Annotated in this window: 14 protein-coding genes; 13 read left to right on the top strand and 1 reads right to left on the bottom strand. The window is 73.4% G+C overall.

Features of this window, described 5'->3' with window-relative positions; all coding sequences use genetic code 11:
* Positions 1-26 precede the first annotated feature (26 nt).
* The 13 genes from GD880_RS11755 to GD880_RS11695 all read left to right on the top strand — a co-directional run bounded on the left by GD880_RS11755 (position 27) and on the right by GD880_RS11695 (position 14,799).
* Positions 27-1,151, top strand: a complete 1,125-nt coding sequence (locus GD880_RS11755; protein ID WP_226909599.1) for an LLM class flavin-dependent oxidoreductase — start codon at positions 27-29, stop codon at positions 1,149-1,151.
* On the top strand, positions 1,148-1,660 hold the full coding sequence (locus GD880_RS11750) for an NADPH-dependent FMN reductase (protein WP_152231815.1): 513 nt from the start codon (positions 1,148-1,150) through the stop codon (positions 1,658-1,660). The genes GD880_RS11755 and GD880_RS11750 overlap by 4 nt, the downstream gene beginning before the upstream one ends.
* Positions 1,657-3,309, top strand: coding sequence for a phytoene desaturase family protein (locus tag GD880_RS11745; protein ID WP_226909598.1), 1,653 nt, complete (start codon positions 1,657-1,659; stop codon positions 3,307-3,309). Before GD880_RS11750 ends, GD880_RS11745 begins: the two co-directional genes overlap by 4 nt.
* The gene (locus tag GD880_RS11740; protein WP_226909597.1) at positions 3,306-4,892 is read left to right on the top strand and encodes an FAD-dependent monooxygenase; all 1,587 of its coding nucleotides are present in this window, start codon (positions 3,306-3,308) and stop codon (positions 4,890-4,892) included. Before GD880_RS11745 ends, GD880_RS11740 begins: the two co-directional genes overlap by 4 nt.
* 145 nt (positions 4,893-5,037) lie before the next feature.
* Positions 5,038-6,261: an ABC transporter substrate-binding protein gene (locus tag GD880_RS11735; protein ID WP_152231813.1), complete on the top strand. Its 1,224-nt coding sequence runs from the start codon at positions 5,038-5,040 to the stop codon at positions 6,259-6,261.
* A complete protein-coding gene (locus GD880_RS11730; protein WP_152231812.1) occupies positions 6,258-7,013 on the top strand; it encodes an ABC transporter ATP-binding protein in 756 nt (251 codons plus the stop codon). The genes GD880_RS11735 and GD880_RS11730 overlap by 4 nt, the downstream gene beginning before the upstream one ends.
* A complete protein-coding gene (locus GD880_RS11725) occupies positions 6,994-7,719 on the top strand; it encodes an ABC transporter ATP-binding protein (RefSeq protein ID WP_193314469.1) in 726 nt (241 codons plus the stop codon). Before GD880_RS11730 ends, GD880_RS11725 begins: the two co-directional genes overlap by 20 nt.
* The gene (locus tag GD880_RS11720; RefSeq protein WP_152231811.1) at positions 7,716-8,597 is read left to right on the top strand and encodes a branched-chain amino acid ABC transporter permease; all 882 of its coding nucleotides are present in this window, start codon (positions 7,716-7,718) and stop codon (positions 8,595-8,597) included. The genes GD880_RS11725 and GD880_RS11720 overlap by 4 nt, the downstream gene beginning before the upstream one ends.
* Positions 8,594-9,781 carry a branched-chain amino acid ABC transporter permease gene (locus GD880_RS11715; RefSeq protein WP_152231810.1) on the top strand — a complete coding sequence of 396 codons (1,188 nt, stop codon included), beginning with the start codon at positions 8,594-8,596 and terminating at the stop codon, positions 9,779-9,781. The genes GD880_RS11720 and GD880_RS11715 overlap by 4 nt, the downstream gene beginning before the upstream one ends.
* A 194-nt stretch (positions 9,782-9,975) precedes the next feature.
* The gene (locus GD880_RS11710) at positions 9,976-11,046 is read left to right on the top strand and encodes an Ldh family oxidoreductase (protein WP_152231809.1); all 1,071 of its coding nucleotides are present in this window, start codon (positions 9,976-9,978) and stop codon (positions 11,044-11,046) included.
* A gap of 69 nt (positions 11,047-11,115) precedes the next feature.
* Positions 11,116-11,322: a tautomerase family protein gene (locus tag GD880_RS11705; protein ID WP_152231808.1), complete on the top strand. Its 207-nt coding sequence runs from the start codon at positions 11,116-11,118 to the stop codon at positions 11,320-11,322.
* 28 nt (positions 11,323-11,350) lie between these two features.
* Complete coding sequence (locus GD880_RS11700) at positions 11,351-13,075, top strand: flavin reductase (RefSeq protein ID WP_226909596.1); 1,725 nt, start codon at positions 11,351-11,353, stop codon at positions 13,073-13,075.
* A gap of 29 nt (positions 13,076-13,104) precedes the next feature.
* Positions 13,105-14,799: a phytoene desaturase family protein gene (locus GD880_RS11695; protein ID WP_152231807.1), complete on the top strand. Its 1,695-nt coding sequence runs from the start codon at positions 13,105-13,107 to the stop codon at positions 14,797-14,799.
* 114 nt (positions 14,800-14,913) lie between these two features.
* Here the strand turns inward: GD880_RS11695 and moaA are convergent, their stop codons facing one another.
* Positions 14,914-15,966, bottom strand: coding sequence for a GTP 3',8-cyclase MoaA (gene moaA, locus GD880_RS11690; RefSeq protein ID WP_152231806.1), 1,053 nt, complete (start codon positions 15,964-15,966; stop codon positions 14,914-14,916).
* Positions 15,967-15,994 lie beyond the last annotated feature (28 nt).

Genomic DNA, 15,994 nt, shown 5'->3' with positions numbered 1-15,994 from the left:
GTTCCAGCCTTACCAGGAGACCCATGATGACCCAGACGACCGCGACCGGCGTGCAGCGCCCCATGCTCACCGACACCGGCCTGAAGCTCGGCCTGTTCAGCGCGAACTGCTCCGGCGGGTTTGCCGTGACCAAGATCGAGGAGCGCTGGAGCGCCAGCTGGGACGACAACGAGCGCATGGCGGTCCTCGCCGACGAGGTGGGCATCGACTTCCTGCTGCCGATCGCCCGGTGGATCGGCTACGGCGGTGAGACGAACTTCCACGGCGGTGTCCTCGAGACCATCACGTGGGCGGCCGGGCTGCTCGCCAAGACCAAGAACATCACCATCTTCTCCACCGTCCACACCGCCTTCAACCACCCGATCGTCGTCGCCAAGCAGCTGGCCACCATCGACCAGCTCAGCCACGGCCGCGCCGGGCTGAACGTGGTCGCCGGCTGGAACCAGCCCGAGTACGAGATCTTCGGGGTGGACCTGCCCACCGAGCACGACGACCGCTACGCGCTGGCCCAGGAGTGGTTCGACCTCATCGAGCGCATCTGGAGCGAGGACGAGCCGTTCGACCACCAGGGCCGGTTCTTCCAGGGCAAGCACATCTACGGCAACCCCAAGCCGTTCGCGGGTCGCATGCCCATCCTCAATGCTGGCTCCTCCGGGCAGGGGCGGGAGTTCGGCGCCCGCAACGCCGACTACGTCTTCACCAACGTCTTCGGGCCCGACGACGGCGCCGGAGTGGTCGAGAAGCTCACCAGCCACGCCCGCGAGGCCTACGGCCGCAAGTTCGGCGTGTTCACGCCCAGCCACGTGGTCTGCCGGCCCACCCGCGGGGAGGCCGAGGACTTCCTGCGCTACTACGCCGAGGAGAACGCCGACTGGTCCGCCGTCGACAACCTCATGCGCCTGCAGAACCTGCACGCCAAGTCCTTCACCCCGGAGATGCTGGCCACCTACCGGTCGCGCTTCGCCGCCGGGCACGGCTCCGTCCCGCTGTACGGCACGCCCGACGACGTCGCCGACGAGCTCGAGCGCTACTACCGGGCCGGTTTCTCCGGCCTGACCCTCGCGTTCGTCGACTATGTCTCCGAGCTGGAGTACTTCGCGCAGGAGGTCCTCCCGCGCCTGGAGCGCAAGGGCGTGCGGAAGCCCCGATGAGCCGTCCCGTCGTCGTGGTCGTGGGGAACCCCCGGCCCGGCTCGCGCACCGCCGCGGTGGCGACCGCGCTGGGCCGGCGGGTGGCCGGCGACGGCGAGGTCCGCGTCGTCGAGCTCGCAGACCTCGCCGGGGAGCTCTTCGACCCTGCCTCGGCCCGGGTCGCGGCGGCCGTGGAGGCGGTGCGCGGGGCGGCCGCCCTCGTCGTCGCCTCGCCCACGTACAAGGCCGCCTATACCGGCCTGCTCAAGGCGTTCCTCGACCGGTTCGGCGCCGACGCGCTGCTCGGCATCCCCACCGTGCCGCTCATGGTGGCCGGTGCCCCGCACCACGCCCTCGCCGTCGAGACCTCCCTGCGCCCGGTGCTCGTGGAGATCGGCGCGAGCATGCCCACCCGCGGGGTGTTCGTGCTCGAGTCCGACCTGGCCGACCCCGACGCCGCCCTCGAGGCATGGTGCGCCACGCACCTGCCCGTGCTGCGCCCCGGCCTCGCCGCCCGGCGGGCCGCGTGAGCACGCCGACCGTGTCGCCCGACGCCGTCGTCGTCGGTGCCGGTGTCAACGGCATGGTCGCGGCGGCCGTGCTGGCCCGCGCGGGCTGGGACGTGGTGCTGGTCGACCGCAACGAGCGGATCGGCGGCTTCATCGCCTCCGGCGAGGCCACCACGCCGGGGTACGTCGACGACCTGTACTCCTCCTGGCACCCGCTCTTCGTCACCTCCCCGGCCTTCGCCGAGCTGGGCCCGGACCTGGCCCGGCACGGCCTGAGCTACCGCAACACCGACGGCGCGGTCACGGCCAGCGTGGGCGATGACGGGCGCGTCACCGTCGCCCACCGGGACCCCGAGACCACCGCCCGCGCCCTCGCCGACCGGGCCGACCGGAGCGCGTACCTGGCCATGGTGGAGGGCTTCGCCGGTCGCGCCGGCCACATCGGCGCGCTCATGGGCGCGGACCTGCGCTCCCTGGGCGGCGTCCGGGCGGCCCTCGGCCTCGGCGGCCGGCTCGGCCTGCGCGGGACGGAGCACCTCGCCCGGGACCTGCTCGCCTCGGGCCGGTCCTGGGCGGCCCGGACCTTCCGCGGCCGCGAGGTCGACCATCTGTGGGTGCCGTGGCTGCTGCACGCCGGTCTGTCCCCGGACAGCGCCTCGGGCGGGTTCATGCTCCCGGTCTTCGCCGCCTCGACCCACCTGGCCGGCCTGCCGGTGGTGGAGGGCGGCGCCGGCAACTTCGTCGCCGCGTTCGAGGGGCTGCTCGCCGAGCTCGGCGTGCGGGTGGTGACCGGCACGTCCGTCGAGCAGATCCTCGTGCGGGGCGGGCGGGCCGTGGGCGTGTCAGCCGGCGGCCGGCGTATCCCGGCCCGCCGGGCGGTCCTGGCGTCCGTGTCCCCGCAGGCCCTCTACGGCCAGCTGCTCGGGCCAGCCGCATCCCCCCGCCACCGCGCGGCAGCGGCGTCCTACCGACCCGGCCGGGCGGCGATGCACGTCCACGTCACCCTCGACCGGCCGCTGGCCTGGACCGACGAGCGGCTGGCCGATGTCCCCCTCGTGCACGTCAGCGACGGCTCGGCCTCGACAGGCATCGCCTGCGCCGAGGCGGAGGCGGGCCTGCTGCCGAGGAGGCCCACCGTCGTCGTGGGCCGTCAGCACCTGCTCGACCACTCCCGGGTGCCGCCCGGCGCCGGCGCGCTGTGGCTGCAGCTGCAGGAGGTGCCCTTCGCGCCGGTCGGCGACGCCGCCGGTGAGCTGCGCACCGACGGGGGCTGGACCGCGGCGCTGGCGCACGCCTACGCCGAACGTGTCCTCCAGCGGGTGGCCGCCCACGCGCCGAACCTCGACGCCGCGATCCGCCACGTGCGCGTCACCACCCCGCCCGACCTGCTCGCGCGCAACCCCAACGCGGTGGCGGGTGACCCCTACGGCGGATCCGCCGAGCTCGACCAGAACCTGTGGTGGCGGCCCTTCCCCGACGGGGCGGGCCGCACCGGCGTCGACGCCCTGCTGCACATCGGCGCCGCCGTCCACCCCGGGCCGGGCCTGGGCGCCGGCTCCGGCTACCGGGCCGCCACCCGGCTCGTCCGGCGCACCGACCGGCCGGCCGTCCGTCGCCCCGGCCCCCGTCCCGGCCCCGCCCCGCGGGGCCCCCGCAAGGAGGAGAAGTGACCAACCTCGAACGCCCCGTGGCCGTCGTCGGCGGCGGCCCGGTCGGGCTCGTGACCGCCATCGGCCTGGCCCACTACGGGGTGCCCGTCGTCGTCTTCGAGGAGGACGACCGCCTCTCGCTGGACACCAAGGCGGGCACGATCCTCACCCGCACCCTCGAGGTGCTCCACCGCTACGGGGCGCTGGACGACGTGCTGCGCGCCGCCGTGCGGGTCGACGAGATCGGCGAGCTGGACCGGGCCACGAACGCCTCCACGCTCTCCGTACGCACCGGCGACCTCACCGAGGACACCCGCTACCCGTTCGTCATCAACATCCCCCAGCACGAGCTCGAGCCGCTCCTGCGGGACGCGCTCGAGCGCAAGGCTCCCGGCGCGCTGCGCATGGGCCACCGGCTGCGCGAGTTCGCCGACGACGGCGACGGCGTCGAGCTGGTCCTCGACGGCCCGGCGGGGGAGGTACGCGAGGAGGTCAGCTATGTGCTCGGCTGCGACGGGGGCCGTTCGACCATCCGCGAGCAGCTCGGCATCACGGTCGAGGGCAAGACCCTCGAGGAGCGGTACACCCTCGTCGACCTGAAGGTCGACCTCGACCTGGCCAACCCGCGCGACTACCCGTACCTGGCGTACTTCGGTGATCCGGAGGAGTGGATGGTGCTGGTGCGCCAGCCCCACTGCTGGCGCTTCCTCTTCCCGCTCCCGCCCGGCCGCCCGGAACCGAGCCGGGAGGAGTTCGCCGAGAAGGTCGCCCGCTTCATCGGCGAGACCGACAGCATGGAGATCCTGGGCACCAACATCTACAGCGTCCACCACCGGGTGGCCGAGACGTGGAACGTGGGCCGGGTCTTCCTCATGGGGGACGCCGCGCACCTCATCACGCCCATGTGGGCGCTGGGCCTGAACACCGGCGTCCTCGACGCCTCCAACCTGCCCTGGCGTCTCGCGTGGCTCTTCCGCGGCTGGGCCGACGAGACCGTGCTGGGCGGGTACGAGCAGGAGCAGGCGCCCGTGGCGATCCAGGGGTCCGGCGCGCTGGCCGAGGCGGCGCGGGCGAACATGGGCCGCCGCGCCGCTGACGTCTCCGCGATGGGGGAGGGGAACTGGGGCAACGCCTTCACCCGGGCCCTGCTCGGCGTCCGCCTCGACGTCGGGGGCGACGGCGACTGGTCGATGGTCAAGGCCGGCGACGCGCCGCTGCCGGTCGTGACGGGGGACCGGGCGCCCGACCTGCCCGTCTTCGGGCCCGAGGGCCTTGTCCACCTCCACGACCTGTGCGCGGACTCCTTCGTGGCCCTGCACTTCGCCGACGCCCGGCGCCAGCCTGCCATCCCGCGCCCGACCGTGCCGGGCCTGCGCCACTACGTCGTCAGCCGGTGGGACGCGCCGCACGACTCCGGCCTGCGCGACCGGGCGCTGTTCGACCCCGCAGACCGGCTGCGCCGCCGCTTCGGGCTGGCGGGGGACGCCGTGGTGCTCCTGCGCCCCGACGCCCACGTGGCGGCGATCCTGCCGCTCGACCGGGCGGGGGAGATCACCGCCCGGTACACGGCCGTGGTCGGCGCGCCGGCGCTGAGCCGCGCCTGAGGAGGAATCCTTAACCATTCCGTGACCTCAACCCCTGTCATATCTGTGATCACAGTGGCAAGATCAGCCATCACGACCGCGCATAGAAGCGCCGTCCCTGTCCCTCCCAGGGTCCTTCGACCCCCAACCGAAACTCGGTGGTGACATGTCCCTCCCTCGCCTCTCCGTCCCGCTCGCCGGCCTCGCCGGGGCGGCCCTGCTCCTGTCCGGCTGCGTCTCCAGCGCCCCCACGGGCGGGGACGCGGCCACCGACGGCGCCTCGACCTCGACCTCCGCCGGCGGCAAGGTCACCATCGGCGTGGTCATGGCCAGCTCTGGCTTCATGGGTCCGATCGACACCCCGCCGCTCAACGCCATGAAGCTCGAGGTGGACCGGCTCAACGCCGACGGCGGCATCGGCGGCCAGGAGGTCGAGCTGAAGGTCATCGACACCGGCACGAACCTCGACCGGTACGCCTCCGCCGCCACGGAGCTCCTCGGTGGCGGCGCGAAGGCGCTCGTGGTCACCTGCGACTACGACGTCTCCTCGCCCGCCGCCCTCGTGGCCGAGTCCGAGAACGTCCTGAGCGTCGCCCCGTGCATCGGCGACCCGATCTACGGTCCGGCCGGTGGCCTGAAGAACGGCTTCTCGATGGGGAGCGGGACGCCGGGGGAGGCGACCATCCAGGCCGAGTTCGCCTACGAGCAGGGCTGGACCAGCGCCGTCCTGCTGACCGACACCACGCTGAAGTACACGCAGAACCAGTGCGAGATCTTCGAGAAGCGGTTCACCGAGCTCGGCGGCACGATCATCGCCAAGTACGACTACCAGCAGGGCGACTCGGTCCGCGAGACCGTCTCGTCCGTGGCCGCGGGCGAGGCGCCCGCCGTCATCGCCAACTGCGGCTACTCCCCGGGCGGCGCGACGGTCGCCAAGGAGATGCGCGACGGCGGCGTGACCGCCCCGATCATCTCCGGCTTCGGCATGGACGGCGACTTCTGGACCGGGGGCATCCCCGGCCTGAGCGACTACTACGTGGTCACCTACGCCGCGAAGAACGGCGACGACCCCGTGCCCGCCGTGAACGAGGCGGCCGACGCCTACGAGAAGGCGTACGGCGAGCGGCCCTCGGTCGGTGCCTTCGTCGCGGGCGCCTCGACCCTCCAGGCCATCAAGGCGGCCTACGAGAAGGCCGGCAGCTGGGACGGCGACAAGCTCACCGCCGCGCTGGAGACCATGGGCCCGCTGGACCTGCTCGCCGGCCCCACCGAGTTCTCGAAGGACCTGCACATCTCGGTCGAGCGGCCCATGCGGGTGCTGGTCGTCAAGGACGGCAAGCTCGCCTTCGTGGAGGAGCGCGCCCCCGAGAAGGTGACCTTCGCCGGATGAGCGAGCAGGCAGCCATGACCGACACGCTCGCGGCCACCGGCATCACCCGGTCCTTCCGCGGGGTCAAGGCGCTCTCCGGCGTCGACCTCGCGGTGACCCGGGGGGCCGTGCTGGGCCTCATCGGCCCGAACGGGGCGGGGAAGTCGACCCTGGTGAACATCATCAGCGGCTACGACCGCCCCGACACGGGGACCGTCACGATGGACGGCACGGACGTGACCCGCACCGACGCGCGCACCAAGGCGCGGTCGGGGCTGGCCCGCACCTTCCAGCACGGGCACACCTACCACGGGCTGTCGGTGCGCGAGAACATCGAGGTGGCTGCCCTCGGCACCGGCCGGCGGCGGGCGGAGGCCCGCCGCCGGGCGGAGGAGCTGATGGAGCGGCTCGGCATCGCCGACCGCGCCAACCAGATGGCCGCCACCCTCCCGCACGGCACGGAACGGCGCCTGGGCGTCGCCCGGGCGCTCGCGGTGGAACCGCGCTACCTCCTGCTCGACGAGCCCGCGGCCGGCCTCAACGAGGGCGAGATCGGGGAGTTCGGCGAGGTGGTGCGCTCCATCGCGGCCGCCGGGACCGGCGTGCTGCTCATCGACCACAACATCCGCCTCATCATGGCCGTCTGCGACCTGATCCACGTCGTCGTCCAGGGGAAGAGCTTCCTCGAGGGCACGCCCGCGGAGGTCCAGGGCAGCGAGGCCCTGGCCGAGGCCTACCTGGGAAGGAGCGGACGTGTCCACGACGCCGCCTGACCCCGCCCTCGAGGTGTACCGCCTGGAGGTCCGCTACAGTGGCGTCCCCGCGGTGAAGGGCATCTCCTTCACCGTGGGGCGCGGCGAGACGGTGGGCCTCATCGGGCCCAACGGCGCCGGGAAGTCCTCCACGCTCCAGGCGCTGATGGGAGCCGTCCGCTGCACCGGCGACGTGCGCCTCGGCGGCGCGGACATCACCGGGCTGCCCCCGGAGACCGTGATCCGCCGGGGTCTGGCCCTGGTGCCGGAGGGGCGGCACATCTTCGGGGACCTCTCCGTGCGCAACAACCTGCGCCTGGGGCTGGTCGGCCGCCGGGACCGCGCCGGCTCCGCCGAGGACCTCGAGGCCGTCCTGGAGCTCTTCCCGGTCCTGCGGGAGTTCGCGGACCGGGCGGCCGGGCTGCTCTCCGGCGGTCAGCAGCAGCAGCTGGCGATCGGCCGGGCGCTCCTGGCCCGGCCCGACGTCCTCATGCTCGACGAGCCGTCCCTCGGCCTCTCGCCCACCGCGGTCGACACGGTCTTCGAGGCCCTCGAGGCCGTGCGCGCCCAGGGCACCGCCGTGCTCGTCGTCGAGCAACGCGCCGAGTTCACCATCGCCTTCGCCGACCGCACCTATGTGCTGCACGACGGCGAGATCACCCTCGAGCTCACGCCCGAGGCCGCCGACGACGAAGCCCTCCTCACGAAGGCCTACTTCGGATCATGACCAACGTCCAAGCACTCATCGACGCCATCTCCAACGGCGCCCTCTACGGGCTCGCCGCGCTGGGCATCGGCCTCGTCTTCGGCGTCATGCGCCTGGCCAACTTCGCGCACGGCGAGCTCATCACGATCGCCGCGTACAGCCTGGTGCTCACCTGGCACCTGGGGCCCTGGGTCGCCCTCCCGCTGGCGCTCCTCGCCTCCGTCGTGCTCGCCCTGCTGCTGGAGTTCGCCGTCTTCCGGCGGATGCGCCGCGCCAACCCCGCGACCCTGCTCATCGCCAGCTTCGGGCTGAGCTTCCTGCTCCAGCGCGTCTACGAGATCGCCTTCGGCAACAACGTCCGCACCGCTCCGGTGGCGCCGGCGCTGGCGCGCTCGGTCGAGATCGCCGGGATGCGGGTGCAGATGCTCTCCCTCGTGACGATCCTCGCGGCGGCGATCCTGCTCCTCGCCCTGCACCAGTTCCTCAACCGCTCGAGCCTGGGCCTGCAGGTCCAGGCGGCGTCGGCCGACTTCGCCACCGCACGGCTGCTCGGAGTCCGGGCGAACAAGGTCATCGCGCTGACATTCGGCATCAGCGGGGCGCTGGCCGCCGTTGTCGCATTCGTCCTCACGGTGCAGACCGGCGCGGTCGCCCCCACCTTCGGCGTGAACGTCACGGTGCTCGCTCTCATCGGCGCCGTCATCGGCGGGATCGACAAGCTCGGGACCGCCCTGGTGGGCGGCTTCCTGGTCGGCTTCGCCAGCTCGGCCCTGACCACCTACCTGCCGAGCGAGGCGGTGAACTTCCGGAACGCCTTCGTCTTCGCCGTCGTCATGGTGATCCTCATCCTCAAGCCGTCCGGCCTGCTGGTCCGCGGCCCAGTCCTGGAGCGCGCATGAACACCGACACCTCCGGCGGGCACGCTCCCGCCCGGCCCGGCCTCGGGGCCCGGCTCGTCACCCTCGCCGGCCCGCTCGTGGTCGTCTACATCTGGATCCTCCTGGCGAGCCTCATGGGCGGCGCCCTGCCGGTCCAGGCCGAGTACGCCCTCGTCAACCTCGTCATCGTGGTCGGCCTGCAGATCTTCATCGGCAACTCCGGGGTGCTCTCCTTCGGGCACGTGGCGTTCGTCGCCGTCGGGGCCTGGGTCTTCGGCCTCATGGTCATCGACCCGGTGCTCAAGGCCAACCTCCTCTCCAACGCCTTCCCGGTCCTCATCGACACTCAGCTCCCGCTCGGCACGGCAGTCGTCCTGGCGCTGGTCGGCGGCGGCGTCTTCGCCGCGGTGGTCGCACCGTTCCTCATGCGTGCCAACGGCCTCCAGGCCGGCATCGCCACCTTCGCCCTGCTGCTGATGGTGGGGCAGGTGCTGACCTACTGGACGAAGATCGCCCCGCCCAGCGGGCAGTCCATGGTCGGCATCCCGAACGTCCTCGGGCTGCAGCAGCTGCTCTTCTTCGCCCTCGGGACCATCGCGGTCTCGTGGCTGTACCAGCAGACCCGCAGCGCCCGCCTGCTCCGCGCGAGCCGGGAGTCGCTGATCGCCGCGCCGGCGTCGGGCGTGAACGTCACCGGGCACCGGATCGTCGCCTTCGTGCTCTCCGGGGCGGTCGCCGGCCTCGGCGGGGCCCTGTGGGCCGAGACGAACCGGGTCGTGCAGGCCTCCCAGCTCGGGATCGGGTTCACCTTCACCCTTATCGCCATGCTGGTCCTCGGCGGCCGTCAGAGCCTGTGGGGCGCCGTGGTCGGGACCATCACGTACTCCGTCCTCGACTCCGCGCTCCAGCTCTTCCAGGGCGGCGTCGTCCTCGGGCCCGTGATCGTCACGGTCCCCGAGGGGGCACGGCTCATCGTCCTCGGTGCCGTCCTCGTGCTCGTGCTGCTCCTGCGCCCCGAGGGCATCACCGGCGGGCGAGAGTTCGCCCTGCGCCGGCCGTGGGACCGGTTCGCCGCGCGGGGGAGCGCGCGCGCCGGGCGCCCGGAGTCGGTGCCCCCCGGGACGCCGTCGGCGCCGGACACCGCCGCCGACGCGCCCCTGGAAGGTGCCGCACGGGGCGGCCGCACCGACGACGTCCCGGCCTGAGCCGGGTCAGGCCGGCGGCCCCGGCCGGCGGCCCCGGCCGGCCACCGCACCCGTCGCGCGAGCAGGGGGCGCGAAGCCGGCAGGACACGCGGTCCGGCGCTCCGCCTGCCCAGAGTGTCGCCTTTCCGCGGGCGCCCGCCGCATGACATGATGACAATCAGATATCACAGATCACAACATAGAGGGGGACGCGCATGAGCGCCCACCACGTCAGCGCGGAGTGGCTGCGCGGGGCCCTGAGCTCCGTGTTCCGGTCCGTCGGCTTCTCGGACCACGCCGCCGGCCTCGTCGCCGAGAGCCTCGTCGAGGCGGACATGTCCGGCGTGCCGTCGCACGGGAGCATGCTGCTCCCGATGTACGTCGACCGCCTGCTCGGCGGGTCGGTCTCGACCCACGAGCAGGGCGAGGTGGTCGAGGACTTCGGTGCGGTCGCCGTCCTCGACGGCCGGCACGCCCTGGGCCAGCTCACCGGGCACCAGGCGATGGGGCTGGCGCTCGACAAGGCGCACCGTTACGGGCTCGGCGCCGTCGCCGTCCGCCACGCCTTCCACTTCGGGCGCGCTGCCAACTATACGGAGATGGCCGCCGAGCGAGGCTGCATCGGGCTCGCCACCTCCAACACCAGGCCCCTCATGCCCGCCGTCGGGGGCGCACAGCCGGTGGTAGGCAACAACCCCCTGGCCATCGCGATCCCCGGCAACGGCGGGCCCGTCATGTCCTTGGACATGGCGCTCTCCGAGGCCGCGATGGGCAAGATCCGCATCGCCGAGGCGGAAGGGCGCCCCATCCCCGACACCTGGGCGACCGACGCGGACGGCGAGCTGACCACCGACCCGACGGCTGCGATCGCGGGCATGCTCCTGCCCACCGGCGGCCCCAAGGGCTTCGGGCTGGCGCTGGTCATTGACGTCCTCTCGGGCGTGCTTTCCGGCGGCGCGTTCGGCGCCGGCGTCCAACCGCTCTACAAGGACGCGACGGTTCCCTACGACTGCGCGCACTTCTTCCTGGCCATCGATCCCGCCCTGTTCGGCCCGGGCTTCGACGAGCGCGTCGCCGCGCTGGCCGCCGAGGTCACGGGCTCGCGCGCCCGCCCCGGCGTCGAGCGCATCATGCTGCCCGGCCAGCCGGAGGCCGAACGGCGCCACCGCGCCGAGACCGAGGGGATCGAGATCGACGCCACCGTGATGGACGGGATCCTGCGCGTCGCGGAGCGGGTCGGGGCGCAGCTGCCCGCCGGCCCGCTCGAGACGACCCACGCCGGCTGAGGGTCACCCCTCGCCGTTGACGTTCCCCGCCCGGCACCGCCGGGCGACCGACACCACCAGGAGGACGACATGCCCCTCATCCAGATCACCATGGGCTCCGGCCGCAGCGACGAGGAGAAGCGCGAGCTTCTCGCTGCCGTCACCCGCGCGGCGCAGGAGAGCACCGGGACCCCGCTGTCGGCAGTGCGCGCCTGGATCGTCGAGGTGCCCGCCGCGGAGCTCATGATCGCGGGGGAGACCCTCGCCGAACGGCAGGCCACCGGGCAGCGTCACTGACGGCCCGATGCACAGGAGGAGGCCGGTCGTGACGGGGCGGCGCATCGCGATCGTGGGGGCCGGGCAGGCGGGCATCCAGCTCGCCCTCGGCCTCCAGCACCACGGCCACCAGGTGTCCCTGGTCACCGACCGTGCCCCGGCGTCGATCCGCGCGGGCGCGGTCATGGCGACCTCGTGCCTGTTCGCGCCCGCGCTGGAGGTGGAGGACAACGCCGACCTGCCCACCTGGGAGGCGGAGGCGCCGACGATCGGCGACCTCGACTTCACCCTCACCGGCCCCCAGCCGGTGCACTGGCGCACCGCATTCGACTCGCCGGCGCGCTCCGTTGACCTGCGCCTGAAGTACAGCGCCTGGCTCGACCTGTTCCAGTCCCGTGGGGGGACCTTGCGGATCGAGTCCATGACGGTGGCCGCCACCGAGGAGCTGGCGGCCACCCACGACCTCACCATCGTGGCCACCGGCAAGGGCGAGGTGGGTTCCCTGTTCCCCACCGACCACTCCCGCACCGCCTTCACCACGCCGCAGCGGACGCTCGCCGTCGCCCTCGTGACCGGCGCCGCCCCGGACCAGGCCGGCGCCGCCCTGCACCTGGCCGTCGATCCCGCCGTGGGGGAGTTCCTCAGCTATCCCATGCTCACCGAGCGGGGGATCGCCCAGGTCATGATGTTCGAGGGGCGGGCCGGCACGGACCTGGCTCGCCGCCTCGAGGCCATCACCGATGCCGACGACCACCTCGCCACCACCCTCGAGCTGCTCGGCGACCACTTCCCCTCCCAGGCGGGGCGGTTCGCGGGCGCGCGCCTCCTGGACGAGACGTCCGTCGCCCGCGGCCGGGTCACGCCCGTGGTCCGCCAGCCGGTGGGCACACTGCCGTCCGGGCGCACCGTGCTCGGGCTGGGCACCGCCGTCGTGGCCACCGATCCCATCGCCTCGCAGCCCTCCAACAACGCCACGCTCGCAGCGGACTTCTACCTCGACGCCATCCTCCGCCGGGGCGAGAGGGAGTTCGACGCCGGGTGGCAGCGGCGCACGTTCGAGGCGTTCTGGCGGGGATGGGCCAAGTGGGCGGTCCTGTGGACGAACTCCGTCCTCGAGGACCTCACCGCGCACCAGCGCACGCTGCTCACCGCGGCCGGGACGGTACCCGGCGTCGCCCAGGCGGTGGCGAACAGCCTCGAGGACCCCCGCACCGCCTACCGCTGGTGGTTCGAGGCGGCCGACGCCGCCGAGCTGATCTCCCGCAGCGCCGCGGAGGCACGCGGCCCGGTGGACCCGCGCGACTTCCGGGCCGCCCTCGGCCAGTACGCGACGGGTGTCGCGGTGGTCACGACCAGGGACGCCGACGGCGTGTGCCACGGCATGACGGCGAACTCCTTCACGTCCGTCTCGATCGACCCCCCGCTGATCCTGTGGTGCCCCTCGAAGCGAGCCACCAGCCTGCCCGCCTTCGCCGGCGCGGAGCACTTCGCCGTCAACATCCTCGCCGACGCTCAGCACCACCTCTCACGCCAGTTCTCCGTGTCCGGCTCGCCGGAGAAGTTCGCGGGCGTGGAGTACACGGACGGGCTCGGCGGCGCGCCGGTCCTCGCCGGCGCCCTCGCCTCCTTCGAGTGCCGGCGCGTGGCCGTCCACGACGCCGGCGACCACGACATCCACGTCGGCCAGGTCGAGCGGTACTCCTGGGCCGGCGGCGAGCCGCTGCTGTTCCACGACGGCAGGTTCCACGTCACCCGTCCGCGGCCCGAGAGCTGACCCCTGCTACCCCATCCGGAGGATCATCCGTGCGCACCTGCGACGCCGTCGTCATCGGGGCCGGCCACAACGGCCTGGTCACCGCCCTGTACCTCGCCCGGGCCGGCTGGGACGTCCTCGTCCTGGAGGGCAACGACGACGTGGGGGGCGCCACCCGCAGCGGCGAGGTGACCGAGCCCGGGCTGGTCCACGACCTGTACGCGACGAACCTCAACCTCTTTCTGGCCAGCCCCGTCTACGCCGAGCTGCGCGAGGACCTCGCCCGCACCGGGTTCCGGCCCGTCGTCTCCGAGCGGCCGTACGCCAGCGTCTTCCCGGGCGGAAGGAGCCTGCGCGTCTACCAGGACGCCGCGCGCACGGAGCGGGAGCTCGGGGCCCACAGCGAGGCGGACCTGGCCGGCTGGCGCCGGCTGCGGGAGCTCCAGCACGAGTTCATGACCACCCTCATGCCGCTGTACGGCATGCGGCTGCCCAGCGGTGCGGCGCTGCAGCACCTGGCCGGAGCGGTCCGGCGGGCCGGCGTGCGCCGCCTGGCGTCCTTCGCCCAGCTGCTGGCCTGCTCGACCCGCGAGCTGGGCGAGCGATGGTTCGCCACGGCGGAGGCACGGTCGTTGCTGGCCGCCTGGGGGATGCACCTGGACTACGGTCCCGACGTCTCCTTCGGCGCCATGTTTCCCTTCGTCGAGACGTTCGGGGACATGGAGGCCGGCATCGCCATCGCCGAGGGCGGCGTCTCCAGCCTGCCTCGCGCGCTGGCGGCCCTCGTCGAGGAGGCGGGCGGCGAGGTGCGCACCGGCGCCCGGGTGGAGCGCGTCGTGGTGGACGGCGGCCGCGCCCGCGGGGTGGTGGTCGGCGGCGAACCCATCGCGGCCCGCCGCGCCGTCGTCGCGGGCACCGCGCCGGTGCACCTGTTCGGCGACCTTCTCGACGGCGCTCCGGGCGTCCCGGCCGCCGAGCGCGAGCAGGCCCGGCGCTTCAGCTACGGCCCGGGCACGATGATGGTGCACCTCGCACTGGACGGGCCGATCCCGTGGTCCGCCCACCCGGACCTGGCCTCGTTCGCCTACGTCCACGTCGGGCCCTACGTCGACGACCTGGCCCGCACGTACACCCAGTCGCTCGCGGGCCTGATCCCCGACAGCCCCCTGCTGGTGGTCGGCCAGACCAGCCAGGTGGACCCCAGCCGCAGCCCCGACGGCCGGCAGGTGGTCTGGATCCAGGTCCGCAGCCTGCCCTCGACCATCCGCGGCGACGCTGCCGGCGAGATCACCGCCGATGACTGGGACGCCGCCAAGGAGGCGGTGGCCGACCGGGTGGTCGCCAAGATCGAGGCGTACGCGCCCGGCTTCGGCGCCCTGGTGCGGGCGCGGACCGTGCTCTCGCCGCTGGACCTGGAGCGGTCGAACCCGAACCTCGTCGGCGGGGACAGCGTGGCCGGCAGCCACCACGTGGCCCAGAACTTTCTCTTCCGGCCGTGGCTGGGGGCCTCCGGGTATGTCACCGGAGTGCCGGGGCTGTACCAGGTGGGGGCCGCGACGTGGCCGGGCGCGGGCACCAACGCCCTGTCCGGATACCTGTGCGCCGAGCTGCTCCTCCGCCCGACGACGCTCGGCGGCCGTGCGCGGGCCGCGGCGGCGGGCCTGGGCGGGCGGGCGCTGGCCGGCGCGACGAGCCTGGCTCGCTCGGCGGGCGGTCGGGTCCGGCCTGGCCCCGCCCGGCGCTGAGGGTGCGCCAGCGCCGGTCCGGTCGCCGTATCAGCCGCCGGACGCGCGCCGGTTCGGTCGCCGTATCAGCCGCCGGACGCGCGCCGGTCCGGTCGCCCGGTCGGCCGCCGCGGGTCAGCCACCGATGTACGACATCTCGATCCGTCCGGCGGGCCGCTCCTTCACGGTGGCGCGTCGTTCGGAGTACTGGTCGTCCCGCGCGGCCCAGATCGCACCGAGGGCCGTGGCGAGGTCGGCGTCCGTCTGCGAGGGGTCGCGGAGCACGGCCCGAAGATCCTGACCGCGCGCGGCGAACAGGCAGGTGAAGAGCTTGCCGTCGGTGGAGAGGCGGGCGCGGGTGCACGTCCCGCAGAAGGCCGCGGTGACGGAGGAGATGACGCCGATCTCGCCCCCGCCGTCGCGGTAGCGCCACCGCGCCGCGGTCTCGCCGCGGTAGCTCGGGGCGGCCGGTTCGAGGGGAAGCTCGGCGTCGATGCGGGCGACGATCTCCGCCGAGGGCAGGACCTCGTCCATCCGCCAGCCGTTGGTCGAGCCGACGTCCATGAACTCGATGAACCGCACGATCACGCCCGTGCCCTTGAAGTGCCGGGCCATGGGGAGGACGTCGGCGTCGTTGGTGCCCCGCTTGACCACCATGTTGACCTTGACCGGGCCGAGGCCGGCCTCCCGCGCGGCGTCGATGCCGCGCAGGACCTTGGCGACCGGGAAGTCGACGTCGTTCATCGCGGCGAACCGCTCCGGGTCGAGGGAGTCGAGGGAGACGCTCACCCGGGTCAGCCCCGCGTCCTTCAGGGCGCGCGCCTTGACCGCGAGCGTGGAGGCGTTGGTGGTCAGGGCGAGGTCGACCGGGCGCCCCTCCGGGGTGCGCAGCTCGGCGAGCGCGGCGACGAGCACCTCGATCCCGCGCCGCAGCAGGGGCTCCCCACCGGTGAGCCGAATCTTCTCCACGCCGTGGGCGACGGCCACCCGGGCGACCCGCGTGATCTCGTCGAAGGTGAGGATCTGGCTCTTCGGCAGGAACGCGTAGTCGCGGCCGAAGACCTCCTTCGGCATGCAGTAGACGCACCGGAAGTTGCACCGGTCGGTCACCGAGATCCGCAGGTCCCGCAACGGGCGCCCGAGGCGGTCGGGGGGCAGGCGGGAGGGCAAGCCCAGCGGCACTGTCATGGGAGCTCCGTTCCGCCACAGTTGGTTG

It is taken from the genome of Georgenia ruanii (assembly GCF_009193175.1).
Classification (GTDB): Bacteria; Actinomycetota; Actinomycetes; order Actinomycetales; family Actinomycetaceae; genus Georgenia; species Georgenia ruanii.
This window is presented reverse-complemented; position numbering and strand designations above follow the sequence as displayed.